The sequence below is a fragment of the Paenibacillus xanthanilyticus genome (assembly GCF_042682185.1).
Classification (GTDB): Bacteria; Bacillota; Bacilli; order Paenibacillales; family Paenibacillaceae; genus Paenibacillus_Z; species Paenibacillus_Z xanthanilyticus.
In genome coordinates this window covers 1919522-1942586 of record NZ_JBHUHA010000001.1, presented here as the reverse complement: position 1 = coordinate 1942586, position 23065 = coordinate 1919522, and the positions used below count along the sequence as shown (strand labels likewise).

The 23065-nt window shown below is 58.2% G+C and carries 25 protein-coding genes; 23 read left to right on the top strand and 2 right to left on the bottom strand.

Going from position 1 to position 23065, the window contains the following annotated elements:
* Positions 1–4 precede the first annotated feature (4 nt).
* Positions 5–1171, bottom strand: coding sequence for a nucleoside recognition domain-containing protein (locus tag ACFSKT_RS08005; protein ID WP_377722233.1), 1167 nt, complete (start codon positions 1169–1171; stop codon positions 5–7).
* Between the two features lie 123 nt (positions 1172–1294).
* Between ACFSKT_RS08005 and ACFSKT_RS08000 the strand changes: the two genes are divergently transcribed.
* Positions 1295–2329, top strand: coding sequence for a YlbL family protein (locus tag ACFSKT_RS08000; protein ID WP_377722232.1), 1035 nt, complete (start codon positions 1295–1297; stop codon positions 2327–2329).
* A gap of 10 nt (positions 2330–2339) precedes the next feature.
* Here ACFSKT_RS08000 and ACFSKT_RS07995 read toward each other — a convergent pair whose 3' ends face one another.
* The gene (locus tag ACFSKT_RS07995) at positions 2340–3578 is read right to left on the bottom strand and encodes a nucleotidyltransferase (protein ID WP_377722231.1); all 1239 of its coding nucleotides are present in this window, start codon (positions 3576–3578) and stop codon (positions 2340–2342) included.
* A gap of 113 nt (positions 3579–3691) precedes the next feature.
* Between ACFSKT_RS07995 and ACFSKT_RS07990 the strand changes: the two genes are divergently transcribed.
* The 22 genes from ACFSKT_RS07990 to ACFSKT_RS07885 all read left to right on the top strand — a co-directional run bounded on the left by ACFSKT_RS07990 (position 3692) and on the right by ACFSKT_RS07885 (position 23033).
* Complete coding sequence (locus ACFSKT_RS07990; protein WP_377722230.1) at positions 3692–4201, top strand: YceD family protein; 510 nt, start codon at positions 3692–3694, stop codon at positions 4199–4201.
* Between the two features lie 41 nt (positions 4202–4242).
* Positions 4243–4416 carry a 50S ribosomal protein L32 gene (gene rpmF, locus ACFSKT_RS07985; protein WP_006211382.1) on the top strand — a complete coding sequence of 58 codons (174 nt, stop codon included), beginning with the start codon at positions 4243–4245 and terminating at the stop codon, positions 4414–4416.
* 274 nt (positions 4417–4690) lie between these two features.
* Positions 4691–5290: a transcription factor FapR gene (fapR, locus tag ACFSKT_RS07980; protein ID WP_377722859.1), complete on the top strand. Its 600-nt coding sequence runs from the start codon at positions 4691–4693 to the stop codon at positions 5288–5290.
* 1 nt (position 5291) lies between these two features.
* On the top strand, positions 5292–6281 hold the full coding sequence (gene plsX / locus ACFSKT_RS07975; RefSeq protein WP_377722229.1) for a phosphate acyltransferase PlsX: 990 nt from the start codon (positions 5292–5294) through the stop codon (positions 6279–6281).
* A 9-nt stretch (positions 6282–6290) separates the two neighbouring features.
* Positions 6291–7277 carry a beta-ketoacyl-ACP synthase III gene (locus ACFSKT_RS07970; protein ID WP_377722858.1) on the top strand — a complete coding sequence of 329 codons (987 nt, stop codon included), beginning with the start codon at positions 6291–6293 and terminating at the stop codon, positions 7275–7277.
* Positions 7278–7305: 28 nt separating this feature from the next.
* Positions 7306–8223, top strand: a complete 918-nt coding sequence (gene fabD / locus ACFSKT_RS07965; protein WP_377722228.1) for an ACP S-malonyltransferase — start codon at positions 7306–7308, stop codon at positions 8221–8223.
* A 138-nt stretch (positions 8224–8361) separates the two neighbouring features.
* Positions 8362–9111, top strand: coding sequence for a 3-oxoacyl-[acyl-carrier-protein] reductase (fabG, locus tag ACFSKT_RS07960; protein ID WP_377722227.1), 750 nt, complete (start codon positions 8362–8364; stop codon positions 9109–9111).
* Positions 9112–9210: 99 nt separating this feature from the next.
* Complete coding sequence (gene acpP / locus ACFSKT_RS07955; protein WP_377722226.1) at positions 9211–9444, top strand: acyl carrier protein; 234 nt, start codon at positions 9211–9213, stop codon at positions 9442–9444.
* A gap of 164 nt (positions 9445–9608) precedes the next feature.
* Positions 9609–10850 carry a beta-ketoacyl-ACP synthase II gene (gene fabF, locus ACFSKT_RS07950; protein ID WP_377722225.1) on the top strand — a complete coding sequence of 414 codons (1242 nt, stop codon included), beginning with the start codon at positions 9609–9611 and terminating at the stop codon, positions 10848–10850.
* Positions 10840–11538, top strand: coding sequence for a ribonuclease III (gene rnc / locus ACFSKT_RS07945; protein WP_377722224.1), 699 nt, complete (start codon positions 10840–10842; stop codon positions 11536–11538). The genes fabF and rnc overlap by 11 nt, the downstream gene beginning before the upstream one ends.
* Positions 11539–11687: 149 nt before the next feature.
* Entirely contained in the window at positions 11688–15272 is a 3585-nt protein-coding gene (smc, locus tag ACFSKT_RS07940) for a chromosome segregation protein SMC (RefSeq protein ID WP_377722223.1), read from the top strand.
* Between the two features lie 116 nt (positions 15273–15388).
* Positions 15389–16387: a signal recognition particle-docking protein FtsY gene (gene ftsY / locus ACFSKT_RS07935; RefSeq protein ID WP_377722222.1), complete on the top strand. Its 999-nt coding sequence runs from the start codon at positions 15389–15391 to the stop codon at positions 16385–16387.
* A 152-nt stretch (positions 16388–16539) separates the two neighbouring features.
* On the top strand, positions 16540–16878 hold the full coding sequence (ylxM, locus tag ACFSKT_RS07930) for a YlxM family DNA-binding protein (RefSeq protein WP_377722857.1): 339 nt from the start codon (positions 16540–16542) through the stop codon (positions 16876–16878).
* A gap of 34 nt (positions 16879–16912) precedes the next feature.
* Positions 16913–18295, top strand: coding sequence for a signal recognition particle protein (gene ffh, locus ACFSKT_RS07925; protein WP_377722221.1), 1383 nt, complete (start codon positions 16913–16915; stop codon positions 18293–18295).
* 36 nt (positions 18296–18331) lie between these two features.
* Positions 18332–18604, top strand: a complete 273-nt coding sequence (gene rpsP, locus ACFSKT_RS07920; protein ID WP_377500139.1) for a 30S ribosomal protein S16 — start codon at positions 18332–18334, stop codon at positions 18602–18604.
* Between the two features lie 24 nt (positions 18605–18628).
* Entirely contained in the window at positions 18629–18859 is a 231-nt protein-coding gene (locus ACFSKT_RS07915) for a KH domain-containing protein (protein ID WP_148928177.1), read from the top strand.
* 90 nt (positions 18860–18949) lie between these two features.
* The gene (rimM, locus tag ACFSKT_RS07910) at positions 18950–19471 is read left to right on the top strand and encodes a ribosome maturation factor RimM (protein WP_377722220.1); all 522 of its coding nucleotides are present in this window, start codon (positions 18950–18952) and stop codon (positions 19469–19471) included.
* Positions 19472–19473: 2 nt separating this feature from the next.
* Complete coding sequence (gene trmD, locus ACFSKT_RS07905; RefSeq protein WP_377722219.1) at positions 19474–20214, top strand: tRNA (guanosine(37)-N1)-methyltransferase TrmD; 741 nt, start codon at positions 19474–19476, stop codon at positions 20212–20214.
* A gap of 145 nt (positions 20215–20359) precedes the next feature.
* Positions 20360–20701 carry a 50S ribosomal protein L19 gene (gene rplS / locus ACFSKT_RS07900; protein WP_183598345.1) on the top strand — a complete coding sequence of 114 codons (342 nt, stop codon included), beginning with the start codon at positions 20360–20362 and terminating at the stop codon, positions 20699–20701.
* Between the two features lie 78 nt (positions 20702–20779).
* Complete coding sequence (gene lepB / locus ACFSKT_RS07895) at positions 20780–21475, top strand: signal peptidase I (RefSeq protein ID WP_377722218.1); 696 nt, start codon at positions 20780–20782, stop codon at positions 21473–21475.
* A 13-nt stretch (positions 21476–21488) separates the two neighbouring features.
* Positions 21489–22361 (top strand): ribosome biogenesis GTPase YlqF, encoded by an 873-nt coding sequence (gene ylqF / locus ACFSKT_RS07890; protein ID WP_377722217.1) that lies wholly within the window; start codon positions 21489–21491, stop codon positions 22359–22361.
* A gap of 57 nt (positions 22362–22418) precedes the next feature.
* On the top strand, positions 22419–23033 hold the full coding sequence (locus ACFSKT_RS07885) for a ribonuclease HII (protein WP_377722216.1): 615 nt from the start codon (positions 22419–22421) through the stop codon (positions 23031–23033).
* Positions 23034–23065: the final 32 nt, after the last annotated feature.

Here is a 23065-nt window from a genome sequence, read left to right as displayed (position 1 = left end):
CCCGTCAGCTTTTGCGGGATAAGCCGTAGGACAGAAGCGCCAGCAGGCCGATCGCAGCCGCGAACGCGGCGACCAGTAACGGGGCAAAGCTCCATACCGAGGGGAGCTCGGAAATCCGGTAGCCGATCGCGGATGGCACGCGTTCTCCCTGCTGCAGAACCGGCTGGGCGCTCGTCAGCAGCGGGGCGAGAAGTCTCGAGACCGGATCGGCGACGACGAGCGCGATGCCGAAGGCAAGCACGGCCTGGAGCAGCCGATTGAGCGCAAGCCGCCAGATGCTGAGGTCGACCGAGCCGAGCGACCCGCCGGCTTGAAGAAGCGCCGTGATGCCGCCGAAGCTTAACGCGGCCGCGGCGGCAGCCGCGTTCCATGTCATCCCGGAGAAAGGCGCGGTCGACGCCGCGTAAGCGCCGATATGGCTTTCGATGATGGCGGGCAGCAAGGCCGGCGGCAGCATGCCCATGAAGAGCGGCGTCGCCAGCTGAACGGCGACAGAACCAAGTATCATGAACCCGCCGACGGCCATCAATTTGGCCACCGAAGCGGTCACCGCGTCGCCTAGCGCTTTGCCGAACGTGCGGCCGTCCAGCCGCCGTGCTTCCTTCATGGCGCGGGCGGCGCGCCGGAGCACGCCGAGCTCGGCTCGATCGCCATCGGGCTCACGCCGCTCCGGGACGAACAAGCTGTGAGCCAGTCCGACAAGCAAGCCGGCTGTCCAGATCGAGATCAGGATGGCGGCCCCAAGCCCGGGACGATGCAGGAAACCGGCGCCGACGACGAGCAGCACGAATAACGGATTCGGCATATGCGCAAGCGCAAGCAGCCGCTGCCCTTCGCTGCGGGATACCGCGTTCCGCTTGCGGAGCGCGCCGGCGGATTCGGCGCCGGCCGGATAACCGCCGCTCCAGCCGATCGCGAGGGCGACGCCCGCTTCGCCGGGGAGTTTGAACGTGCGGCGCATGAGCGGATTCAGCAGTTGTCCGATTCCGTGTACCGCGCCGAAAGCCATCATGAGCTCCAAGAGGGTTAAGAAGGGGAGCAGGCCGGGGAATACGATATTCCACCAGACGGATAGACCTTGCAGGGAAGCCTGAAAGGCGCCGCCGGGACTAGCGATGATCGCGACGACGACGAGCAGCGACAAGCCGGACAATATCAGCGTACGTACCATAGGTTCCATCTCCCGGTAAAAGTAATGGTTCTGTTCGGGCGACCCCCGCAGGATGGCAAACAGCACTAAAGTGTACGCTTGTCTCGTCAAGGATAGACCAAGTTTCGCGAAGGCGGTGAAGGAATGGACGCAAGGAAGGTGCTGACAGGCGGCGGGGCGGTCGGGACGGCCGTGCGCTGGGGATTGCTGACCGCCGCAGTCATGGCGCTGCTGCTCTATGTGCCGACGCCTTACGCCGCCTACGAACCAGGCCTTGCTTTCTATACGAAGCCGCTCGTGCATGCCGCGAGTCCGGATGAACCGGGAAGAGGCGCGTTTATGCTGACGACCGTCCGGCTTTCGCACGCGAACGCATGGAAGTCGATTCGTTCGGCCTGGGACGGCAATATCGAACTGGTCCGCAAGCGGGATTTGTTCCGAGGCGGCACGCAATCGGATTTCGTGGAGAAGCAAGCGGTTGTGATGCGCGGCTCGCAGACGGATGCGGTGGAGGCGGCGTACGCGGAAGCGGGAATCGAATACGGGATTGCGACATATGCACTCGTCGTATCCGACGCGGGCAGCGCAGGCGGCGCGTTCAGAACCGGGGACGAGATCGTCTCCTTCGGCGGACGGCCGGTAACGAGTCTGCGCGAGCTGTCTCTCGCGCTAAACCTGGAATCGGCTGCCGGACAGGCGCGAGTTTCCGTCGTCCGCCAAGGGCGAACGACGGAGCTTGCGATCCCATTATCTGCGGAAGCAAGTGCCAATCAGCCGGCGCTGATGATCGGCGTACGCAAGCTGACCGAGCTTCGCCGGATACAGCCTGCTAAAGCGGAAGATGAAGTCGATATTCAATCCGGAGAGATTGGCGGGCCGTCCGCCGGACTCATGTTCGCGCTGCAGACGCTCGACGAGCTGACGGACGGGGATCTCACGGCGGGCATGCGCGTCGCAGGAACGGGGACGATTAATGCGAAGGGGGAAGTAGGCGCGATCGGCGGCGTCTCTCACAAGGTCGTGGCCGCCGATCGGGCCGGAGCGGACGTCTTTCTGGTGCCCGAGGAGAACGAGCAGGAAGCGATCGCGAAGGCGGCCGATATCGGAACCGACATGCGCGTCCTTGGCGTCGGGACGCTCCGCGATGCGAGGCGGGCGATGGAAGAGGCCGGCGGCTAGCCGGCGGGCACTAGCGCTCCACCATCACCGGTCTGCCATAATAATCGCGAAATAGCGTCTTGGCGTCGGTATTGGGTTGAGCTAACGCATAGACGGAAGTCGCTTCCACGTCCATACGAAGATAGCGGGAATCGACCTGCGCGTCCGCCGCGCTGAGCAGCACCGGTAGACGCGCAGCCTTACGCATTCTTTTGAGCAGCTCGCGGCCTTTCGGCGTAAAACCGAGCACGCGGATATATTCGACGCCAAGTGTTAACCGCTCTCGGGTCATGTCAGCCTTGCGGTGGCCGAGGAGAATCGCCAGCAGCGCCCGCTGCAGCTTGGTGCGGGTGTAACGTTTCGTCTTGAGCGCCTCCAGCAGCGCATCGAATGTGAGCGAGGGCAGCGAGGGCAGCGCATTCTTGATCCGGTGCTCCAGCCCCTCGGTTACTTCATGATACCCGGCGAGCATCTCCGCAGATTCGGACAGCAGCTTATGGAATAGCGGACGCTCGTACAGCCGCCAACTAACGTGTGCATCCGTGCGCCCTGCAAGTAGATCCAGCGTTGTGTCGGGCATGTAAGAGGCGGCCTTATCCGGCGAGCCATGTTCCAGAATGAGCTTTCGAATGGCGGTCGCGCTGGCTATTCGATTATCGGTGATCGTCGTTTGGGAATAGCCGGCTTTTTCACGTTTGATCGTATAGGGCGTCATCGGTCCGCCAAGTCTCTCCAGCGCGAGCAAATAATGCAGCCCGAGCGTATTATTTGGCTGATCGAATGCGAAGGCGGCGGCTTCCGCGTCTCCTATCGCGCTCATATGGGCCTTCACGACGGCGCCGTATGCAGCAGGATAGCTGACGCCCTCGGCCAGTTTGTCCGCCAGCAGCGAGGCGAAAGCAGGGCTCTCGGAAGCCAGCTCGCGAGCGACGCGCCGCATGGGCGCGAGATCGCCGCCTTCGCTGCCGAAGCACAGCGCGTCCACGACGCCCGTAGCCGCAAGCGTGGCCACCGCGCCGTAGGCGAACCATTCCGCGGCCTGCGCGGAATAGGCGACGGGCAGCTCCAGAACCAAATCACAGCCGCCGCGAAGCGCCATTTCCGTCCGCGTCCATTTGTCCGCGAGCGCCGGTTCCCCGCGCTGCAAGAAATGTCCGCTCATGACGGCCACGACCGCGTCCGCTTCCGTTATTTTGACCGATTGCTGCAAATGATACAGATGTCCGTTATGAAACGGATTGTATTCCACGATGAGACCTACAGTGCGCAAGGACGTCCCTCCAACGTTTTCCAAGTGTATTTTCACTATATCACGCGAGTGAAAATGTTGACAAAATGATTTAAACGTCGATATAATAAACTTTGTTTGTTTGGAGTGATGATATGGAGATTCATGTTCAGGAACTGGCAACCAAAGCGAGCCGTACTCCGCTCACAGCCGATCTTAATACGGATTGGCTTCAGGAAGTCCGCAAGGACGTGCTGAAGTCAGGACCGATCAAGGTTGCGCTCGAAGGTTACGGACAAGCTGGCATCTTGCATATCGAGGGCGAGCTTTCCTTAGATCTGGAGATGTCCTGCTCCCGCTGCTTGGAGCCGGTCCATGAGACGATTGTCGTTCCGTTCCACGAACGCTTCAAGCCCGCGAGCGCCAAGCACGGCGCCGAGGACGAGGAGATCATCGTCGTGGAAGAGGACAAGGTGGACCTGGAGCCGATCATCGAAGAGACGATGCTGCTTGCGCTTCCTTTCACCCCGATGTGCAAAGAAGATTGCAAAGGGCTTTGTCATTCGTGCGGCGCCAATTTGAACGAATCGGCATGCGGCTGTCCGACCGAACGCATCGATCCCAGACTGGCCGCTTTGAAAGATTTATTCAAGGACAACAAGTAGCGCATAGGGCGCTGCCCAATTCTGTGAAGGAGGTGGGAAACATGGCAGTACCACAACGTAGAACGTCGAAAACCCGTCGTGACAAGCGCCGTACGCATTTCAAGCTGGCTGTACCGGGTATGGTAAAATGCGAGCAATGCGGAGAGCTTAAACTGGCTCACCGTGTATGTAAAGTATGCGGAACGTATAAGGCGAGAGAGATCATTAAACAATAGTTTCAACTTACAAGTAGTACTTCATCCCTTGGTGAGGTGCTATTTTTTTTTGTCCGGAAATCAGCTGAAAATCCCCGATTCGTCGCCGATTTAGGCAAGGGTGATTGCTTCGGCACGTCATCTTCTATATACTAGTTAGTACCAGGTTATAATAGCTGCTTGTAAGTTTGGCGCTGCGCACGGCAAGATGAGTTCGTATGTGCCCGCATCCCGCCAACTTCGCGGGCGGTTATCCGCCGCAAGGCGTTACATACTGGCTCAACATTCGGCAAAGGTGGTGCGGGCCATCGAACGCGTACCGAAACGGCAGCGGCATCAGCAATTATCCAAGTTAATCGAAGAGAATCCTTTTATTACCGATAGGGAATTAACGAGGCAGCTCAAGGTCAGCATACAGACCGTAAGGCTCGACCGGATGGAGCTTGGCATACCAGAGCTCCGGGAGCGGATGAAATTGATGGCGGAACGTTCATACGACGCGGTCAAATCGCTTCCGCTCCACGAGGTCATCGGCGATATCGTCGATCTGCAACTGGACCGGAGCGGCATCTCCATGTTTGAAATCCGTGATGAACACGTGTTTTCCCGCACTGGCATCGCGCGCGGCCATCATGTTTTCGCCCAGGCGAACTCGCTGGCCGTCGCGGTCATTAACGATGAGATCGCGCTGACGGCCACGGCCGACATCCGATTCGTGCGCTCCGTCCGGCTGGGTGAGAAGTGTATCGCGAAGGCGTATGTGCGCTCGATCTCGGGCGAGAAGAACAAGGCGAAGGTGGAAGTGTTCTCGTACGTAGGCGACGAGATGGTCTTCCAAGGACACTTCGTCATCTACCGGTCCGCGGGAGATGCAATCATCGAAGGAGGGAACTGACTTGCGGGTCGCAATTGATGCAATGGGCGGCGACCACGCGCCGTCCCAGATCGTGAAGGGGGCGCTGGCCGCGGCTAGAGAATGGCCGGATACGCAGCTGCTGCTGGTCGGAGATACGGCGCAGATCGAGCCGTTGTTCGAAGGGAATAAGCCGGCGAACGTATCGATCGTGCATGCGGACGACGTCATCGGTCCGGACGACGAGCCGGTGAAGGCGGTCCGGCGCAAGAAAGGATCGTCCATGGTGATGGCGGGTACGCTCGTCCGCGAGGGCAAAGCGGACGCGATGCTGTCAGCTGGTAATACGGGCGCGCTGATGACGACGGGGCTTTTGATCGTCGGCCGCATCGACGGGATCGAGCGTCCGGCGCTTGCTCCGATGCTCCCGACGATGGACGACGTCGGCATGCTTGCGCTCGACTTGGGCGCCAACATGGATGCCAAACCCGAGCATCTCGCGCAATATGCGGTCATGGGCAGTATTTACCGCACGAAGGTGCACGGCATGAACAATCCGCGCGTCGGTCTGCTGAATGTCGGCACCGAGGCGATGAAGGGCAACGAATTAACCAAGGCCGCTTACACCTTGCTGGAGCAGGCGCCGATTAACTTCATCGGCAACGTGGAGTCGCGCGATGTGCTGCTGCGCAATTGCGACGTCCTGATCTGTGACGGATTCGCGGGCAACATTTTGCTCAAGACGATGGAAGGCACGGCGAGCGTTGTTATGCGCGGCGTGCGCGACGCCATCATGAGCACGTTCCTGACGAAGCTCGCGGGCGCGGTGATTAAGCCGAAGCTCGCATCGATGCGCGCCAAAATGGATTACAAAGAGCATGGAGCCGGCCCGTTGCTGGGCGTGAACGGTTTAGTGCTGAAATGTCACGGATCGTCGAATGATCAAGCGGTGAAGAACGCGGTGGGCAAAGCCCGCACCGCCATCCAGAGCCGGCTGGTCGAGGCGATCGCATCGGAATTCAGCGGGAAGTGAGTGAGCGGCATGCAATTATATCCGGTAGGAATTATCGGCACGGGCAAGTACGTCCCGGAACGCATTTTAACAAATCATGATTTGGAACAGATGGTAGAGACAAACGACGAATGGATCGTGACCCGCACGGGGATTCGGGAGCGCCGGATCGCATCGCCCGAACAGGCGACCAGCGACCTGGCCTTCCATGCGGCCGAGGCGGCCCTGAAAGCATCCGGCGTAGCGGCGGAAGACTTGGATTTGATCCTCGTGGCGACGATTACGCCGGATATGTTCTTCCCGTCAACCGCTTGTTTGGTGCAAGAGAAGCTCGGCGCGAAGAAAGCGGCCGCGTTCGACTTGTCGGCGGCGTGCTCCGGGTTCATCTACGGGCTCGCGACGGCCTCGAATATGATCGCCACGGGCATGTACCGGCACGTGCTCGTCATCGGCGCGGAGTGTTTATCCCGCATCACGGATTACACGGATCGGAATACGTGCATCCTGTTCGGCGACGGCGCGGGCGCCGTCGTGCTCGGCCGAGTGCCCGAAGGACGTGGCTTCAAGTCGTTCGAGCTGGGAGCTGACGGAAGCGGGGGCGAGTTGTTGAACGTGCGCGGCGGAGGGTCCAGACTGCCATCCACCAAGGAATCGGTCGACAGCAAAGCGCACTATCTGTTCATGGCCGGCAACGAGGTGTTCAAGTTCGCGGTGCGCATCATGGGCAGCGCGGCCGAAGAAGCGCTGCGCAAGGCGGGCATGGACAAGAGCGAGATCGACCTGCTTGTCCCGCATCAAGCGAACATCCGCATTATTCATTCGGCGCTGAACCGACTGGATTTACCGGAAGAGAAAAGCATGATCAACCTGGACAAATACGGCAACATGTCGGCGGCCTCGATTCCGGTCGCGCTGGCGGAAGCGGTCGAGCAAGGTCGAGTCCAAGAAGGCGACAAGCTCGTGTTGGTCGGCTTCGGCGGCGGCTTGACTTGGGGCGCGAGCGTTCTCGTCTGGTAAGCCGAATTTATCGTGGAGGTTGAGAGAAGTGGGTAAAATCGCATTCGTATTCCCCGGTCAAGGCGCGCAAGCGGTCGGAATGGGCAAGGACGCTTACGATAGCATCGAAGCGTCACGCGCGATCATCGACCGCGCCGACGAGGCGCTGGGATTTTCGTTAAGCTCGATTATTTTCGAAGGGCCGGAGGAGACGCTGAAGCAGACCGCGAACACGCAGCCGGCGCTGCTGACGGTAAGCGTAGCGCTGCTCGAAGCGTTCAAGGCGCGCGGCGTCAATCCGGATTACGTGGCAGGCCATAGTCTAGGCGAGTACAGCGCCCTGGTCGCGGCCGGCGTGATGTCGTTCGAGGATGCGGTACGCACCGTTCGGGCGCGCGGCGAGTTCATGGAGCAAGCGGTCCCGAACGGACAGGGCGCCATGGCGGCCGTGCTTGGCGCGGAGCGCGATGCGCTTGCCGCATTATGCGCGAAGGCAAGCGCGGAAGCGGGCGCCGTGGAGCTGGCGAACGTGAACTGTCCGGGTCAGATCGTCGTCTCCGGTACGGCGGCAGGCGTTCAAGCTATCGTCGAACGCGGTAAGGAGGCTGGGGCCAAGCGGGTTATCCCGCTGGAAGTAAGCGGTCCTTTCCATTCGTCCCTGATGAAGCCGGCCGCCGACCGTCTGTCCGGCGTGTTGTCGGAGCTTTCGCTCAACGATGCGGCCGTGCCGGTCGTGGCGAACGTGACGGCCGAGGCGGTCGTCGGCAAGGACGACATCCGGCGTTTGCTCGCCGAGCAGGTGTTCTCGCCTGTGCTTTGGGAGGACAGCATCCGCTATTTGATCGCCCAAGGCGTCGACACGTTCTATGAAATCGGCAGCGGAACCGTGCTGGCGGGACTGATCAAGAAGATTGATAAGTCGGTTACGGTTGTTTCCGTTAATTCCGCGGCTTCGATTGAAGCATAGCAGATTGGTTTGCGTGTACAACCGAAAGGTAGGACATGCAGCATTCTGCTAGACCAGATTGGTTTGCGTGTACAACCGAAAGGTTGGGCATGCAGCAATCTGCTAGAGCCGCAGCCAATCGTAAAGGGGGATATCCACTTGTTTGCATCCTTAACTGGCAAGACAGCGCTGGTCACCGGCGCATCCCGCGGAATCGGAAGGGCAATCGCGATTGCGTTGGCCGAAGCCGGCGCGGACGTCGCGATCAATTACGCGGGCAGCGAGGCGGCAGCCGCCGAGACGGCGAAAGCGGTCGAGGCGCTCGGGCGACGTTCTTTGCTCATTCAAGCGAACGTCGGCAAAGCTTCGGAATTCGAAGCGATGGTCAAGCAGGTCGTCGATACGTTCGGCGCCATCGATATCTTGGTGAACAATGCCGGCATTACGCGCGATAATTTGATTATGCGGATGAAGGAAGAAGAGTTCGACGAAGTGATCGAGACGAATCTGAAGGGCGTGTTCAACGGCATCAAGGCCGTGACGCGGCCGATGATGAAGCAGCGTTCGGGCCGTATCATTAATATTTCCTCGGTCGTAGGGGCGCTCGGCAATCCTGGGCAGGCTAACTACGTGGCAGCGAAGGCAGGCGTAATCGGGTTAACGAAATCGACCGCGCGCGAACTGGCTTCCAGAGGCATTACCGTCAATTGCGTCGCGCCTGGATTTATCCAGACCGATATGACGGACAAATTGCCGGAAGAAGCGCGGGCCAAGCTGTCGGAAGGCATTCCGCTCGCGCGGCTGGGACAGCCTGAAGATATCGCCAACGCGGTTCGTTTCCTGGCATCCGAGGCGGCTTCTTACATGACCGGCCAAACCATTCACGTCGACGGCGGCATGTATATGTAGCCGAAGCCGCGGGGGCTTAAACGCTTTCAGGCGGAAGCCGTGTCGCGTATGGCATTTTGTCCTCAATTCTCGTATAATACTTTGGAGGAGGTGAACCGGATGTCCGATGTATTGGATCGTGTGAAGCGCATCGTTATCGACCGCCTTGGCGTTGACGAGTCTGAAGTTACGCTCGAAGCGTCGTTTAAAGACGACCTCGGCGCTGACTCTCTTGACGTCGTAGAACTCGTCATGGAGCTGGAAGATGAATTCGATATGGAAATCTCTGATGAAGATGCAGAGAAAATCACCAGTGTGGGAGAAGTAGTGAATTACATACAATCTCATACGTAAGATTTGGACGAGTCCCGTTGTAACAGACGGGACTTCTCTCCATCTTGCGCTTCATTTTAGTCAGGTCTACCCGAATAACAGCAAGCGCTTATCGCGATTTTTATAGATTACATACAGCGCATCACCGTGTTTTGCAATAGCAGTTCAACCAAGAGGTGAAGAGAATGAAACATAGAGTCGTGGTAACGGGCATGGGCGTAATGACAGCGCTCGGCTCCGATTTGCAGCAGTTCTGGGGCAATCTGATGGAGGGCAAGTCCGGCGTTTCGCGCATTGAAGCGTTCGACGTATCCGAGTATCCGACCCAGATCGCGGCGGAAGTAAAGAATTTTAATCCCGAAGATTACGGGATTGATAAGAAGGAAGCGCGCCGGATGGACCGTTTCGTCCAATTTGCCGTCGTCGCGAGCCAATCGGCCGTGAAGGACGCGCAGCTTGCAATTGGGGAGAATGTCGATCCTGAGCGGGTAGGCGTCATGATCGGCTCGGGCATCGGCGGTCTTGGCACGTGGGAAGACCAGCATAATATCTTGCTCGAGAAAGGACCGAAGCGCGTCAGCCCGTTCTTCATCCCGATGATGATCGCGAACATGGCTTCCGGCCAAGTCTCGATGGCGACAGGCGCCAAAGGCCCGAACAGCACGGCCGTCACGGCCTGCGCGACGGGGACGCACTCGATTGGCGACTCGTACAAGATGATTCAGCGCGGCGACGCGGACGTCATGATCTGTGGCGGCGCGGAAGCAACGATCCGCCCAACCGGACTTGCGGGGTTCTGCTCCATGCGGGCGATGTCCACGCGCAACGACGAGCCGGAGAAGGCAAGCCGTCCGTTCGATACGGGGCGCGACGGATTCGTCATGGGCGAAGGCTCGGGCGTGCTCATCCTCGAGTCGCTGGAGCATGCGCAGCAGCGCGGCGCCCACATCTATGCGGAAGTAATCGGCTATGGCATGAGCGGAGACGCCCACCACATGACCGAACCGGATCCGGACGGCGCGGCGCGCTGTATGATCCGCGCATTGAAGGACGGCGGGCTTGAGCCTTCCGAGATCGACTATATCAACGCGCACGGCACATCGACGCCGGTGGGCGACAAGTCCGAGACGAGCGCGATCAAGAAGGCGTTCGGCGACCATGCGTACAAGCTGGCCGTCAGCTCGACCAAATCAATGACAGGCCATTTGCTCGGCGCGGCCGGCGGCGTCGAAGCGGTTATTCTCGGCCTTACCTTGCAGAACGGCATTATCCCGCCAACCATCAACCTTGACGATCAGGACCCGGAATGCGATCTGGACTACGTTCCGAATACGCCTCGTCAAGCTGACGTTCGCATTGCGCTTTCGAATTCGTTCGGGTTCGGCGGCCATAACGCGACGATTATCTTGAAGAAATATGAAGCATGATGCATTCGAGGAGCTGCAGCAGCGTCTGCAGCTCCGCTTCCGCAAACCGCGCCTGCTCCGGCAGGCGTTCACCCATACGTCTTACGTCAACGAACACCGGAAAAGCAGCACGGAGCACAATGAGCGGCTGGAGTTTCTGGGAGACGCGGTTCTTCAACTGACGGTATCCGAGTATTTGTACCGCACGTTCCCGGAACGGCCGGAAGGACAGTTGACCCGTATGCGTGCATCGATCGTTTGCGAGCCGTCGTTGGCGCGGTTTGCGGAAATGCTCGAACTAGGCGCCCATGTCCTGCTCGGTCGCGGGGAAGAGCAGCTAGGCGGCCGCCAAAGGCAAGCCTTGTTGGCGGATCTGTTCGAGTCGTTTGTCGGCGCGATATACCTCGATCAAGGGTTGGAATCGGTTCAGGTTTTTCTCAAAACCTATATGTTCCCTTACATCGACGGCGATGGCGGTCTACTCGTGAAAGACTACAAGTCGATGCTTCAGGAGAAGGCGCAGCATAATGGCATGGGGCTGATCGAATACCGGATCGCGGAAGAGCGGGGGCCTGCCCATGACCGCGAATTCGTCGCGGAAGTGTCGATTGGCGAACGAGTGCTCGGATCCGGCATCGGACGGACGAAGAAGGAAGCGGAGCAGCAAGCGGCCGCGGAAGCCTGGCGCAAGCTCGGCAGCGAAGCGTAACGCGGTTTCTCCTTATATGGCCTGCATGATCCCGGTCTGCCCAGCAAACCGGGATTTTTTAGCGCCCGGCCGGCGAGCGCGCCAGTGAAAACAACCTGTCCTTTTCAGACAAGTATGGTACAATAATCGTTGAGGTGAAGGCATAAGCTATGTTCCTGAAAAGGATAGAACTCGCGGGTTTCAAATCGTTCGCCGATAAGACGGAGCTTGAATTCGTCCGAGGCATCACAGCGGTTGTCGGCCCGAACGGCAGCGGAAAGAGCAACATCAGCGACAGCATACGCTGGGTACTTGGCGAGCAGAGCGCCAAAAGCCTGCGCGGCGGGAAGATGGAGGATATCATTTTCGCCGGCAGCGACGCCCGCAAAGCGGTCAACATCGGGGAAGTATCGCTCACGCTGGACAACAGCGACAATGCGCTCCCGCTCGAATACAACGAGGTCACCGTAACGAGACGCGTTCATCGGAGCGGCGACAGCGAATATATGATCAATAAGCAGCCGTGCAGGCTGAAAGATATTACGGAACTGTTCATGGATACCGGGATCGGCAAGGAAGCCTACTCGATCATCGGACAGGGCCGAATCGAAGAGATTTTGAGCACCCGTTCGGAAGACCGCAGAGGCATTTTCGAAGAGGCGTCCGGCATCGTGAAATACAAGTCACGCAAGCGCGAAGCGCAGCGCAAGCTGGACGATACCGAGCAGAACTTGCTGCGGATTCACGACTTGGTATCGGAATTGGAGGATCAGGTCGAGCCGCTTCGGGAGCAATCCGAGAAAGCCCGCCTGTACAAGGAGCTGCGCGAACAGCTGAAGAGCTCGGAAATTTCCATGTACGTGCACAATATCGAGACGGTCCATCGCACATGGACGGAAGCGAGCGAGAAGCTGAAGAAGCTGGAGAACGAACAGCTTGCGCTGACGACCGTCGTAAGCAAGCATGACGCCCTGCTTGAGAAGGACCGGCTCAAGCTGAGAGAAATTGAGGAGACGCTCGACCGTCTTCACGAGTCGATGCTCCAGTACAGCGAAGAGTACGAGAAATGCGAAGGCTACGGCGAGGTATTGAAGGAACGGAAGAAGAACCTCGAACAGAATCGCTCGCAGCTGGAAAGCTCGATCGGCGCCTTGACCGAGCGTATCGCGGCGCTTACGAAGGAAGAAGCCGAGTTTCGCGGCAAAGCAGCGGCGTTGGAAGCGGAACTAACCGATCTGCGCGGGCGCTTGCTATCGGAAGAGGCGCGCTTGCTTGGCGCGGCCGCCGCGAATTCGGGCGAGGCGGAGGAGTCGCTCAAGAGCGAGCTTCTCGAGGTCATGAGCGCCATGGCGCAGCTTCGCAACGAAATCCGATATGCGGGTCAACAGGAAGAAGCGCTTCAGCGGCGCATGGAACGTTTGTCCGAGGAGCAATCCAAGTGGCAGGAGCAGCATGGCAAGCTGGAGGCGCGCAGAGCCGATCTGAAGGCGAGACTGGACGCGACGGTAGCCGACATTGCCGGCGCCAGGGAGAAGTACGCGTCCGAGCAGGAAGGGCTGCAAGAAGGTCAGAGACTGCTCGAGGAAGCGCAGGCTGCCGCCCGGAAGTGGGAGCAGAAGCTGGAAGCGCTTCGCTCGCGGCGGGATACGATGAAAGAAATGCAAGACGGTATGGACGGCTTTATGCAGGGTGTCCGGGAAGTGCTTAAGGCTTCAAGGCGCGCCAGCGGAGGGTTGGAGGGCGTGCACGGCGCAGTAGCGGAACTCATTCGCGTGCCGGCACGGATCGAGACCGCGGTGGAGACCGCGCTTGGCGCCGCGCTGCAGCATATCGTCATGACGGACGAGCGTACCGCGAGAGCCGGGATCGCATTCCTGAAACAACGGCAGCTAGGCCGGGCGACCTTCCTGCCGCTCGACGTTATACGCGGGCGCAGCGTGCCGGAGCAGGACAAGCGCATGGCGGCCAGCGTGGAAGGATTCGTCGGCGTGGCCGCGGATCTTGTCGACAGCGAGCCGCGCTATGCCTCCATCGTCGATAACTTGCTCGGCAATGTGCTACTAGCGGAGACGCTGGAGCAGGCGAACCGGATCGCGGCGAAGTGCCAATACCGGTTCCGCGTCGTGACGCTGGAAGGCGACGTCGTCAATGCCGGCGGTTCGATGACCGGGGGCAGCCTGCAGAAGAAGGGCGCGAGTCTGCTCGGCCGGACGCGTCAGATCGAAGAGCTGGATGCCGAGGTGAAGACGACGGATTTGCAGTTGGTCAAGCTCAGGGACAAAATCTCCGATTTGCGCAAAGAACAATCGATCCGAAGCCAGAATATCGACGAGCTTCGCAGCGCGGGCGAACAGCTTCGCATCGACGAGCAGCACTTGCGCGCCGAGCTGCAGCAGATGGAGAACGAGAACCGCCATTTGACCGAACAGCGACAGTTGTTCGAATCCGATAGCACGGGTCATCGTTCCGAACGCGAGCAGCTGCTGGCATCCGCGGCCGAAGCGGAGCGCAAGCTGCAGGAGATGACCGCGCAGGAGACGAAGCTGCAGGAAGCGATCCGGATTGCCGAGGAGCAGCGCAAGGCGAACGAATCCGCCAAGGAGCAGCTGCAGGATCAGCTGACCGACCTGAAGATCGCGGTGGCGAAGGCCGAGCGGGAAAAGCAAGCATTCGAGGATCAAGCTTCCCGCGTTCGCGCGGATGTGACGCGTTCCAAGCAAGAACTGTCTGGGCTGCGCGACATGTTCGCCAGACAGAACGAGGACGGTTCGCAGCATGCGGACGAGAGCGTCCGCCAGATCGAACAGCTCAACGCGCTTCGCATCCAGAAGGAGAAGTGCGCCGAGCAGACCGATCTGAAGCGAGCCGAACGGGCGGAGATGATGCGGGAGCTGGAACAAGGCGAGAGCGAGACGAAGGAGCAGCGGACCCAGCTTCGTTCTGTCGAAGAACAAATGCGGCAGACCGAAATCGCCGCGAACCGTCTCGACGTCGAGCTCGACAATCTGCTGCGCAAACTTAGCGAGGAATACGAGCTCAGCTACGAGTTGGCGAAGACGAAATATCCGGTGCCCGAAGATGTGCAGGCGCTGCAGACCGAGGTTCGCGACTTGAAGCGCAGAATAAGCGCGCTGGGCGAAGTGAATTTAGGCGCGATTGACGAGTACGAGCGCGTGAAGGAACGGTATGAATTCCTGGATGAGCAGAAGAACGACCTGATCGAAGCGAAGACGACGCTGTATCAAGTCATTCGCGAGATGGACGACGAGATGTCGAGACGCTTCAGCACCACTTTCGAGGCCATACGCGGGCACTTCGTCGTCGTATTCGCGAAGCTGTTCGGCGGCGGACGGGCGGATTTGATCATGGTCGACCCCGACCGGGTACTCGACAGCGGCATCGATATCGTCGCCCAGCCGCCAGGGAAGAAACTTCAGAATCTGCAGCTGCTATCCGGCGGCGAGCGGGCATTGACGGCGATCGCACTGTTGTTCGCGATTTTGCAGGTTAAGCCGGTTCCGTTCTGCGTGCTTGACGAAGTCGAAGCCGCGTTGGACGAAGCGAATGTGGCGCGGTTCGCGCAGTATTTGCGCGAATTCTCCTCCCTCACGCAATTCATCGTCGTCACGCACCGCAAAGGCACGATGGAAGAAGCGGACGTGCTGTACGGCGTCACGATGGAGGAAGGCGGCGTTTCGAAGCTCGTCTCGGTCAGACTGGAAGAAGAAGATCCGTTCTCCGCGGAGAGCGCTTAAGGCGAAGCGAGACGTACATGGCCAAACGGCCGGCATAGATAGACGAAGGCGGCGGCGGATCGGTAATAACGGATCCGCTGCTTTACGCTTTCGGCACCAATGGATGGAGGGATAACATGAGTTTTTTCAAGAAACTGAAAGATAGCATTTCGCAGAAAACCGAGAGCGTCACGAACAAGTTTAAGGAAGGGCTGACCAAGACGCGCTCCGCGTTCGTCGAACGCGTCGAGGAGCTGATTTTACGTCGCAAAAAGATCGACGAGGCATTCTATGAAGAGCTGGAGGAAATTCTGATCGGGGCGGACGTAGGCGTTAACACGGTTATGACGCTGATCGACGAATTGCGCGTCGAGGTGAAGAAGCGGAAGATCGAAGACGCGTCCGAGCTGCAGCCGGTACTGTCCGAGAAGCTGGTCGGCCTGCTGAAGGGCGACGAGGACAACCAACTGCGCATGGCGCCTAGCGGATTGACGGTCATCCTGTTCGTCGGCGTTAACGGGGTCGGGAAGACGACGACGATCGGCAAACTCGCGCACAAGTTCAAGAGCGAGGGGAAAAAAGTACTGATGGCGGCGGGCGATACGTTCCGTGCGGGCGCGATCGAACAGCTGGAAGTGTGGGGACAGCGCGTCGGAGTCGACGTTATCAAGCAATCGTCGGGCGCGGATCCAGCCGCTGTCATGTATGATGCCGTGCAAGCGGCCAAACAACGCGGCGTGGACGTGCTGCTGTGCGATACGGCCGGCCGTTTGCAGAACAAGGCGAATCTGATGGAGGAGCTGAACAAAATCTTCCGCGTCATTCAGCGCGAAGTACCGAGCGCACCCCATGAAGTGCTGCTCGTGCTAGACGCGACGACGGGTCAGAACGCGCTCAGCCAAGCGAAGCTGTTCGGCGAGAAGAGCGGCGTATCCGGACTCGTATTGACGAAGCTGGACGGTACCGCGAAAGGCGGCATCGTGATCGCGATCCGCAATGAACTGCAGTTGCCGGTCAAACTGGTCGGTCTCGGCGAGAAGATGGACGACCTGCAGGAATTCGATTCCGAACAGTTCGTACACGCGCTATTCGCGGGCCTCATTCAGTCGGCGGAAGGCGAACAATCGGAATCGTAAAACTGACAAGGGAAAATGCTTGACAGTGGGATGCCGGATAGGCTATGATAAACGTCGTGGTTAAGACATGTAAAGGTCTTGCCCTTGACGGAGGGGGAATAACGGTGGCCGTACAAGGACCCGATGCCCTTGCTAAGACGACCCGGATCAACATGCTGTTCGATTTTTACGAGCCGCTGCTGACCGAGAAGCAGCAAACCTTTCTCAAATATTATTTTCACGACGATTATTCCCTCGGGGAAATCGCCGCCGAATTCGAAGTGAGCCGCCAAGCCGTATATGAGCACATCAAGCGTGCGGAGACGGTGCTGGAAGGCTATGAAAGCAAGCTTAAGCTGTTGGCGAAGCATGATGCGCGTCAGCAATGGCTCGGCAAGCTGGAAGCCTGCGCCGCGGAAGCGGACGGCATGCTCAATAAGCGGCTAACCGCCATCACGGCAGGATTGCGCGCGATCGAATCCGGCGGGATGGAGACCAACGGGAACGAATAAGCATTACATATAAGCAATAAGCGAGGTGACGGTCATGGCATTCGAAGGATTAACAAGCCGGCTGCAGAATGTGTTCGGCAAGCTGCGCGGCAAAGGCAAGCTGAGCGAGGAAGACGTAAACGAAGCGATGCGCGAGGTGCGCCTTGCCTTGTTGGAAGCCGACGTCAACTTTAAAGTCGTCAAAGATTTCATCGCGAAGGTGAAGGAGCAAGCCGTTGGCGCGGAAGTGACGAAGAGCTTCACGCCCGGCATGGTCGTCATCGACATCGTAAACAAAGAATTGACCGAGCTGATGGGCGGCACGCAGAGTAAGCTGGCGAAGTCGAATCGTCCGCCAACGGTCATCTTGATGGCAGGTTTGCAGGGCGCCGGCAAGACGACCTCTTCTGGCAAGCTGGCCAAGATGCTGATAAAGGACAAGCACCGTCCGCTGCTCGTTGCCTGCGACATTTACCGTCCGGCTGCGATCAAGCAGCTCCAAGTGCTCGGCGAAGGCATCGGCGCTCCGGTGTTCACGATGGGCGACCAAACATCGCCGGTCGAGATTGCCCGCGCGGGCTTGGCTCACGCGAAGGAGCACGGCAACGACTATGTTATTATCGATACCGCCGGTCGTCTGCACATCGACGAAGCGCTCATGGATGAGCTTCGTCAGGTTCATGAAGTCACGAAGCCGGACGAGGTGCTCCTTGTCGTCGACGCGATGACGGGTCAAGAGGCGGTCAACGTCGCGCAGAGCTTCCACAGCCAATTGGAGCTTACGGGCGTCGTGCTCACCAAGCTGGATGGCGATACGCGCGGCGGTGCCGCTTTGTCGGTCAAAGCCGTTACGGGCACGCCGATCAAGTTCGTCGCCACGGGCGAGAAGATCGAGCCGCTCGAGCCTTTCCATCCGAGCCGCATGGCATCCCGGATTCTCGGCATGGGCGATATGCTCTCCCTGATCGAGAAGGCGCAGTCCAACATCGACGCCGAGAAGGCTGCCGAGATGGAACGCAAAATGCGTACGGCCGAATTCACGTTCGAGGATTTCCTCGAACAGATGGAACAAGTGCGCAACTTGGGGCCGCTTGATCAGTTGCTTGACATGCTTCCTGGCATGGGCAAGATGAAGGAAATGAAGAACGTCAAGGTGGACGAGAAGCAGATCTCCCGCGTAGAGGCGATCGTCAAGTCGATGACGAAGGAAGAGAAGCAGAAGCCGGAAATCTTGAACCATAGCCGCCGCAAGCGGATCGCAGCCGGCAGCGGCACGTCGATCGCCGAGGTCAACCGTTTGATCAAGCAGTTCGACGACATGAAGAAAATGATGAAGCAGTTCTCGTCCATGATGGGGCCTAAAGGTCCGAAGGGCGGCATGAAAGGCTTAAAGGGCATGAAAGGGATGCTGGGCAAGGGGATGAAATTCCCGTTCTAATCTTCCCGCTCTACTATTGTAAGGAGGTGAAATACAATGGCAGTACGTATTCGTTTGAAACGTATGGGTGCGCACAAAGCGCCTTTCTACCGCGTAGTCGTATCCGACTCCCGTTCCCCGCGTGACGGTCGCTTTATCGAAGAGATCGGTACTTACAACCCGGTTGCACAACCGGCTCAAGTGACGATCGACGAAGAGAAAGCACTGAAATGGCTGAACACTGGAGCGCAAGCTTCCGATACGGTTCGCAACCTGCTCTCCCAAGCAGGCGTTCTGAAAAAGTTCCATGAATCGAAGCTTCAGAAATAATATTTCTTAAGCGGAGGCCGCTGCATGAAAGAGTTAATTCTTGTCATCGCGAAGGCTCTTGTGGATCACCCCGAGGACGTGCGCGTCGACGTGAAAGAGGACGATCGCGGCACCGTCTATCGGCTTACCGTTCACCCCGGCGATGTCGGCAAAGTGATCGGTAAGCAGGGACGGATTGCAAAGGCGCTCCGGACGGTCGTTTCCTCGGCGGCCGTTAAGACGGACAAGCGCGTCATGGTCGATATCGTTTCATAGCGATCGTACATCGAAGCAGGGTTAGGATACCTTATCCTAGCCCTTTTTCGATGGAACAATTAAGCATGCAGGGAAAGGGGCAGTCTCATCATGAACGAACAAGATATGCTTACCGTAGGCAAAATCGTGAATACCCATGGCATCCGAGGGGAGCTGAAGGTCGTCTCGCAGACGCATTTCGCCGATGAGCGATTCGCGCCGGGCAGCAAGCTCGTCATCGAACACCCCGAGACGAAACAACGTATCAACATCGAAATTACCGGTGCGCGCGAGCATAAGGGCATGTTTATGATCAAGCTGGCTGGTTACGATAATATTAACGATGTCGAGAAATATAAGGGCTGGGAAATCAAGATTTCGAAGGATGCGCTCGGCGAATTGGAAGAGGGCGAATACTATCACTACGAGATCGTCGGCTGCAAGGTCGTGACCGAAGAGGGGCAGGAGCTTGGCACGATTACTGAGATCCTGAGTCCGGGCGCGAACGATGTATGGGTGGTCAAACCCGCCAAAGGCAAGGAACTGCTTATTCCGGTCATCGACGATGTCGTTCTGAACGTTGATGTCGCGTCGAAGACAGTGATCGTCCGGCTGATGGAAGGATTGATCTAATCGTGCGGATCGACGTGTTGACCTTATTCCCGGAGATGTTCGACGGCGTCTTCGGCGCCAGCATCTTGGGCAAGGCCCGGGATAAAGGCATCGTGGAATTAAACGCCGTCAATTTCCGCGACTACGCCAACAATAAACATAACACGGTTGACGATTACCCCTACGGCGGCGGCGGCGGCATGGTGTTGAAGCCGGAGCCGTTATTCGCGGCTGTGGAAGATCTGGTTAGCCGGCAGCACGAGGAAGCCGCTCCGCGCGTCGTACTCATGTGCCCGCAGGGAGAACCGTTCACGCAGCGCAAAGCCGAGCAACTGGCCGGCGAGAAGCATCTCATCTTCGTCTGCGGCCATTATGAAGGCTATGACGAGCGGATTCGCGAGCATTTGGTCACCGACGAGATTTCGATCGGCGATTACGTGCTGACAGGCGGCGAACTGCCGGCCATGGTCGTCATCGACAGCGTCGCCCGGCTGCTGCCTGGCGTTCTAGGCAACGAGACATCCGCGGTGACGGATTCGTTCAGCACGGGACTAATCGAGCATCCGCACTATACGCGCCCTGCGGTCTTCAGAGGCTGGGAAGTGCCCGATGTACTCCTATCCGGCCATCATGCGAAGGTGGAGCAGTGGCGTAGAGAACAGTCGCTGCTGCGCACGCTCAAGCGTCGTCCCGAGCTGCTCGAACGCGCGGATTTGACCGATAAAGAGCGAATTTGGCTCGAACGGCAGCAGACGGAAAAATAAGTTTGCAATCCGCTGTGTTTTATGTTAATATTTCAAATGTTGCTTTTTGTTATAGTCGGACGGTCCGCTAGGCAGCGACGACCCGATTCCTGTGATGAATCGGCGAGCTGATATGAACGTCTATGGTGGAAGGAGTGATTCTAAGATGAATATCGTACAAGCAATCACGCAAGAACAATTGCGTACAGATCTGCCAAACTTCCGTCCGGGAGACACGCTCAAGGTACACGTTAAAGTTATCGAGGGTTCCCGCGAGCGTATCCAGCTGTTCGAAGGCGTTGTAATCAAACGTCGCGGCGGCGGCATCAGCGAAACATTTACGGTTCGTAAAATTTCGTATGGTGTGGGCGTGGAAAGAACGTTCCCAGTACATTCGCCGAAGCTGGAAAAGATCGAAGTAGCTCGTCGCGGTAAAGTCCGTCGTGCGAAGCTGTACTACCTTCGTAACCTGCGCGGTAAAGCTGCGAGAATTAAAGAGATTCGTTAATGAACGACAAGAGGGGGGCTTGCGCATAGTAAGTCCCCTTTTCGTTTTATTCGGAATGGCTATGAACGGAGGGAAGCGATGGATCCACAATCCGGCAAACACGAGGACGGCGAAGACCGTATGCAGACCGAAGGCTCGCAACTGGACCAATCTGGCCACAGAAGCGCGGGGAACGACCACAACACCAATCCGGAGCGGTCCAAAGGCAGCAAAGCCCGCAACGAGATCGCGGAATGGGTGAAGGCGCTGGCAATCGCGGCGCTGCTGGTACTGGTCATCCGCTGGTTCCTGTTCGCTCCCTTTATCGTGGAAGGACAATCCATGGAGCCGAACTTCTATACAGGCGAACGGTTGATTGTAAACAAAATCATCTATGATATCCGGGCACCGAAGCACGGAGAAGTTATCGTATTCGAGGTCCCAGACCAAGGACGCGACTTCATCAAGCGGGTCATCGGGGTTCCAGGCGATAAGATTAAATACGAAGGCGACGATTTATACATAAACGGCGAGAAGGTCGACGAGCCGTATCTGGCGGAGGCGATCGCGGCGGCGAAAGCGAGCGGAGAGCTGTACAACACGCGGGAAGGATTCCCGAACGATACGGTTACGGAGGACACGGTGCCGGAAGGAACCGTGCTCGCATTCGGCGACAATCGTTCCAACAGCCAGGACAGCCGGATGATCGGATTCGTGCAGTACGAACGGATCGTCGGGCGCGCGGACTTTATTTTCTGGCCGCTGGATAAGTTGCAGTTCGTTAAACACGGATGAGGTGAAAGACAGCATGACCATACAATGGTTTCCGGGGCATATGACGAGAGCCCGGAGACAAATTCAGGATAAATTGAAATTGATCGATTTGGCTATCGAGCTGGTTGATGCGCGCGTGCCGTATTCCAGCCGCAACCCGATGGTGGATGAAATTTTGCAAGGAAAGCCGCGGCTGATCATTCTGAACAAAGCCGATCTGGCGGACCCTCGGACGACGGAGCAGTGGATGGCCGCTTTCGCGAAGGAAGGGCATGCCAGCTTGGCGCTCGATTCCTCTACGGGATCGCGCGTGGGCGAAGTGCCGGCGGCGGCGAAGAAGATTTTGCATGAGAAAATCGCGCGCCAAATCGCCAAAGGGATGAATCCTCGCGCCATTCGCGCGTTGATCGTCGGTATTCCGAATGTCGGCAAATCTACGCTGACGAACCGGCTGGCAGGACGCAACATTGCCGCGACCGGGGATCGTCCGGGCGTCACGAAAGGCCAGCAGTGGATCAAGGTCGGCACGGAGATGGAACTGCTGGATACTCCGGGTATCCTTTGGCCGAAATTCGAGGACGAGATGGTCGGCTACATGCTCGCCATGACGGGCGCCATCAAGGAGCAGGTCATTAATATCGAGGACGTGGCATTCTTCGCGATTAAAGTGCTGGTGAAACGGTATTGGCCGATGATCGAGGAGCGCTTCGGCGTCGACAAGCCGCCGGCCGATCCGGAGGATACGGACGAGATCGTGCGCGTCATGGAAGATATCGGGCGCAAACGCGGCTGTCTAGTGAGCGGCGGACGCGTCGATTTGGAGAAGACGTCGGGCATTATTTTGAGAGAACTTCGCGCGGGCAAGCTGGGGAGACTGTCCTTCGAAGCGCCGGAAGATTTTTTCTAAACGTCTGCGTCGTGTACAAACTCGGTTAGCGCCATAGGGGAACGGGAGAGACTGGGCATGCTTACGTACGAAACCGGACTGTGGGAACAGGGATACCGGCTAATCGCCGGCATCGACGAAGTCGGTCGCGGTTGTTTGTTCGGCGATGTGGTGGCGGCGGCCGTCATATTGCCGGAGGGACTCATACTTGACGGCATTAACGATTCCAAGAAACTGTCCGAGAAGAAGCGCGAAGCGCTGTACGAGCTAATCACGGGCGAAGCGATCGCGTGGGCGGCGGCAAGAGTCAGCGCCTCTGTCGTGGATGAAATCAATATTAAACAGGCTGCAAGGCTTGCTATGCGACAGGCGGTGGAACAGCTTGGAGGCGTCCAGCCGGACTATTTGCTCGTCGATGCGGAGAAGGTAGACCTCGATCTTCCACAGCTGGCGATCATCAAGGGTGATGCGCTCAGCCAATCGATCGCCGCGGCTTCGATCATAGCCAAGGTTACGCGGGATCGGTTATGCGCGGACGAGTGGGACCGGATGTATCCGGAATACGGCATCGCGATCCATAAGGGGTATGCGACGAAGTTACATCGGGAGAAGCTGTTGGAATACGGTCCGAGTCCGATGCATCGCAAGTCGTTTTTAGGCAAGCTGTTCGTCGAGCAGCAAGTTTTATTTTGAGGCGCAAATGCAAAGTGACTAAGAATGCCGGG

Excerpts from the sequence above, each read along its gene's own strand:
- ACFSKT_RS08005 (WP_377722233.1), bottom strand. The coding sequence starts at position 1,171 with ATGGTACGTACGCTGATATTGTCCGGCTTGTCGCTGCTCGTCGTCGTC.
- ACFSKT_RS08000 (WP_377722232.1), top strand. The coding sequence starts at position 1,295 with ATGGACGCAAGGAAGGTGCTGACAGGCGGCGGGGCGGTCGGGACGGCC.
- ACFSKT_RS07990 (WP_377722230.1), top strand. The coding sequence starts at position 3,692 with ATGGAGATTCATGTTCAGGAACTGGCAACCAAAGCGAGCCGTACTCCG.
- rpmF (WP_006211382.1), top strand. The coding sequence starts at position 4,243 with ATGGCAGTACCACAACGTAGAACGTCGAAAACCCGTCGTGACAAGCGC.
- ACFSKT_RS07970 (WP_377722858.1), top strand. The coding sequence starts at position 6,291 with ATGCAATTATATCCGGTAGGAATTATCGGCACGGGCAAGTACGTCCCG.
- acpP (WP_377722226.1), top strand. The coding sequence starts at position 9,211 with ATGTCCGATGTATTGGATCGTGTGAAGCGCATCGTTATCGACCGCCTT.
- fabF (WP_377722225.1), top strand. The coding sequence starts at position 9,609 with ATGAAACATAGAGTCGTGGTAACGGGCATGGGCGTAATGACAGCGCTC.
- rnc (WP_377722224.1), top strand. The coding sequence starts at position 10,840 with ATGAAGCATGATGCATTCGAGGAGCTGCAGCAGCGTCTGCAGCTCCGC.
- smc (WP_377722223.1), top strand. The coding sequence starts at position 11,688 with ATGTTCCTGAAAAGGATAGAACTCGCGGGTTTCAAATCGTTCGCCGAT.
- ftsY (WP_377722222.1), top strand. The coding sequence starts at position 15,389 with ATGAGTTTTTTCAAGAAACTGAAAGATAGCATTTCGCAGAAAACCGAG.
- ylxM (WP_377722857.1), top strand. The coding sequence starts at position 16,540 with ATGCTGTTCGATTTTTACGAGCCGCTGCTGACCGAGAAGCAGCAAACC.
- ffh (WP_377722221.1), top strand. The coding sequence starts at position 16,913 with ATGGCATTCGAAGGATTAACAAGCCGGCTGCAGAATGTGTTCGGCAAG.
- rpsP (WP_377500139.1), top strand. The coding sequence starts at position 18,332 with ATGGCAGTACGTATTCGTTTGAAACGTATGGGTGCGCACAAAGCGCCT.
- ACFSKT_RS07915 (WP_148928177.1), top strand. The coding sequence starts at position 18,629 with ATGAAAGAGTTAATTCTTGTCATCGCGAAGGCTCTTGTGGATCACCCC.
- rimM (WP_377722220.1), top strand. The coding sequence starts at position 18,950 with ATGAACGAACAAGATATGCTTACCGTAGGCAAAATCGTGAATACCCAT.
- rplS (WP_183598345.1), top strand. The coding sequence starts at position 20,360 with ATGAATATCGTACAAGCAATCACGCAAGAACAATTGCGTACAGATCTG.
- lepB (WP_377722218.1), top strand. The coding sequence starts at position 20,780 with ATGGATCCACAATCCGGCAAACACGAGGACGGCGAAGACCGTATGCAG.
- ylqF (WP_377722217.1), top strand. The coding sequence starts at position 21,489 with ATGACCATACAATGGTTTCCGGGGCATATGACGAGAGCCCGGAGACAA.
- ACFSKT_RS07885 (WP_377722216.1), top strand. The coding sequence starts at position 22,419 with ATGCTTACGTACGAAACCGGACTGTGGGAACAGGGATACCGGCTAATC.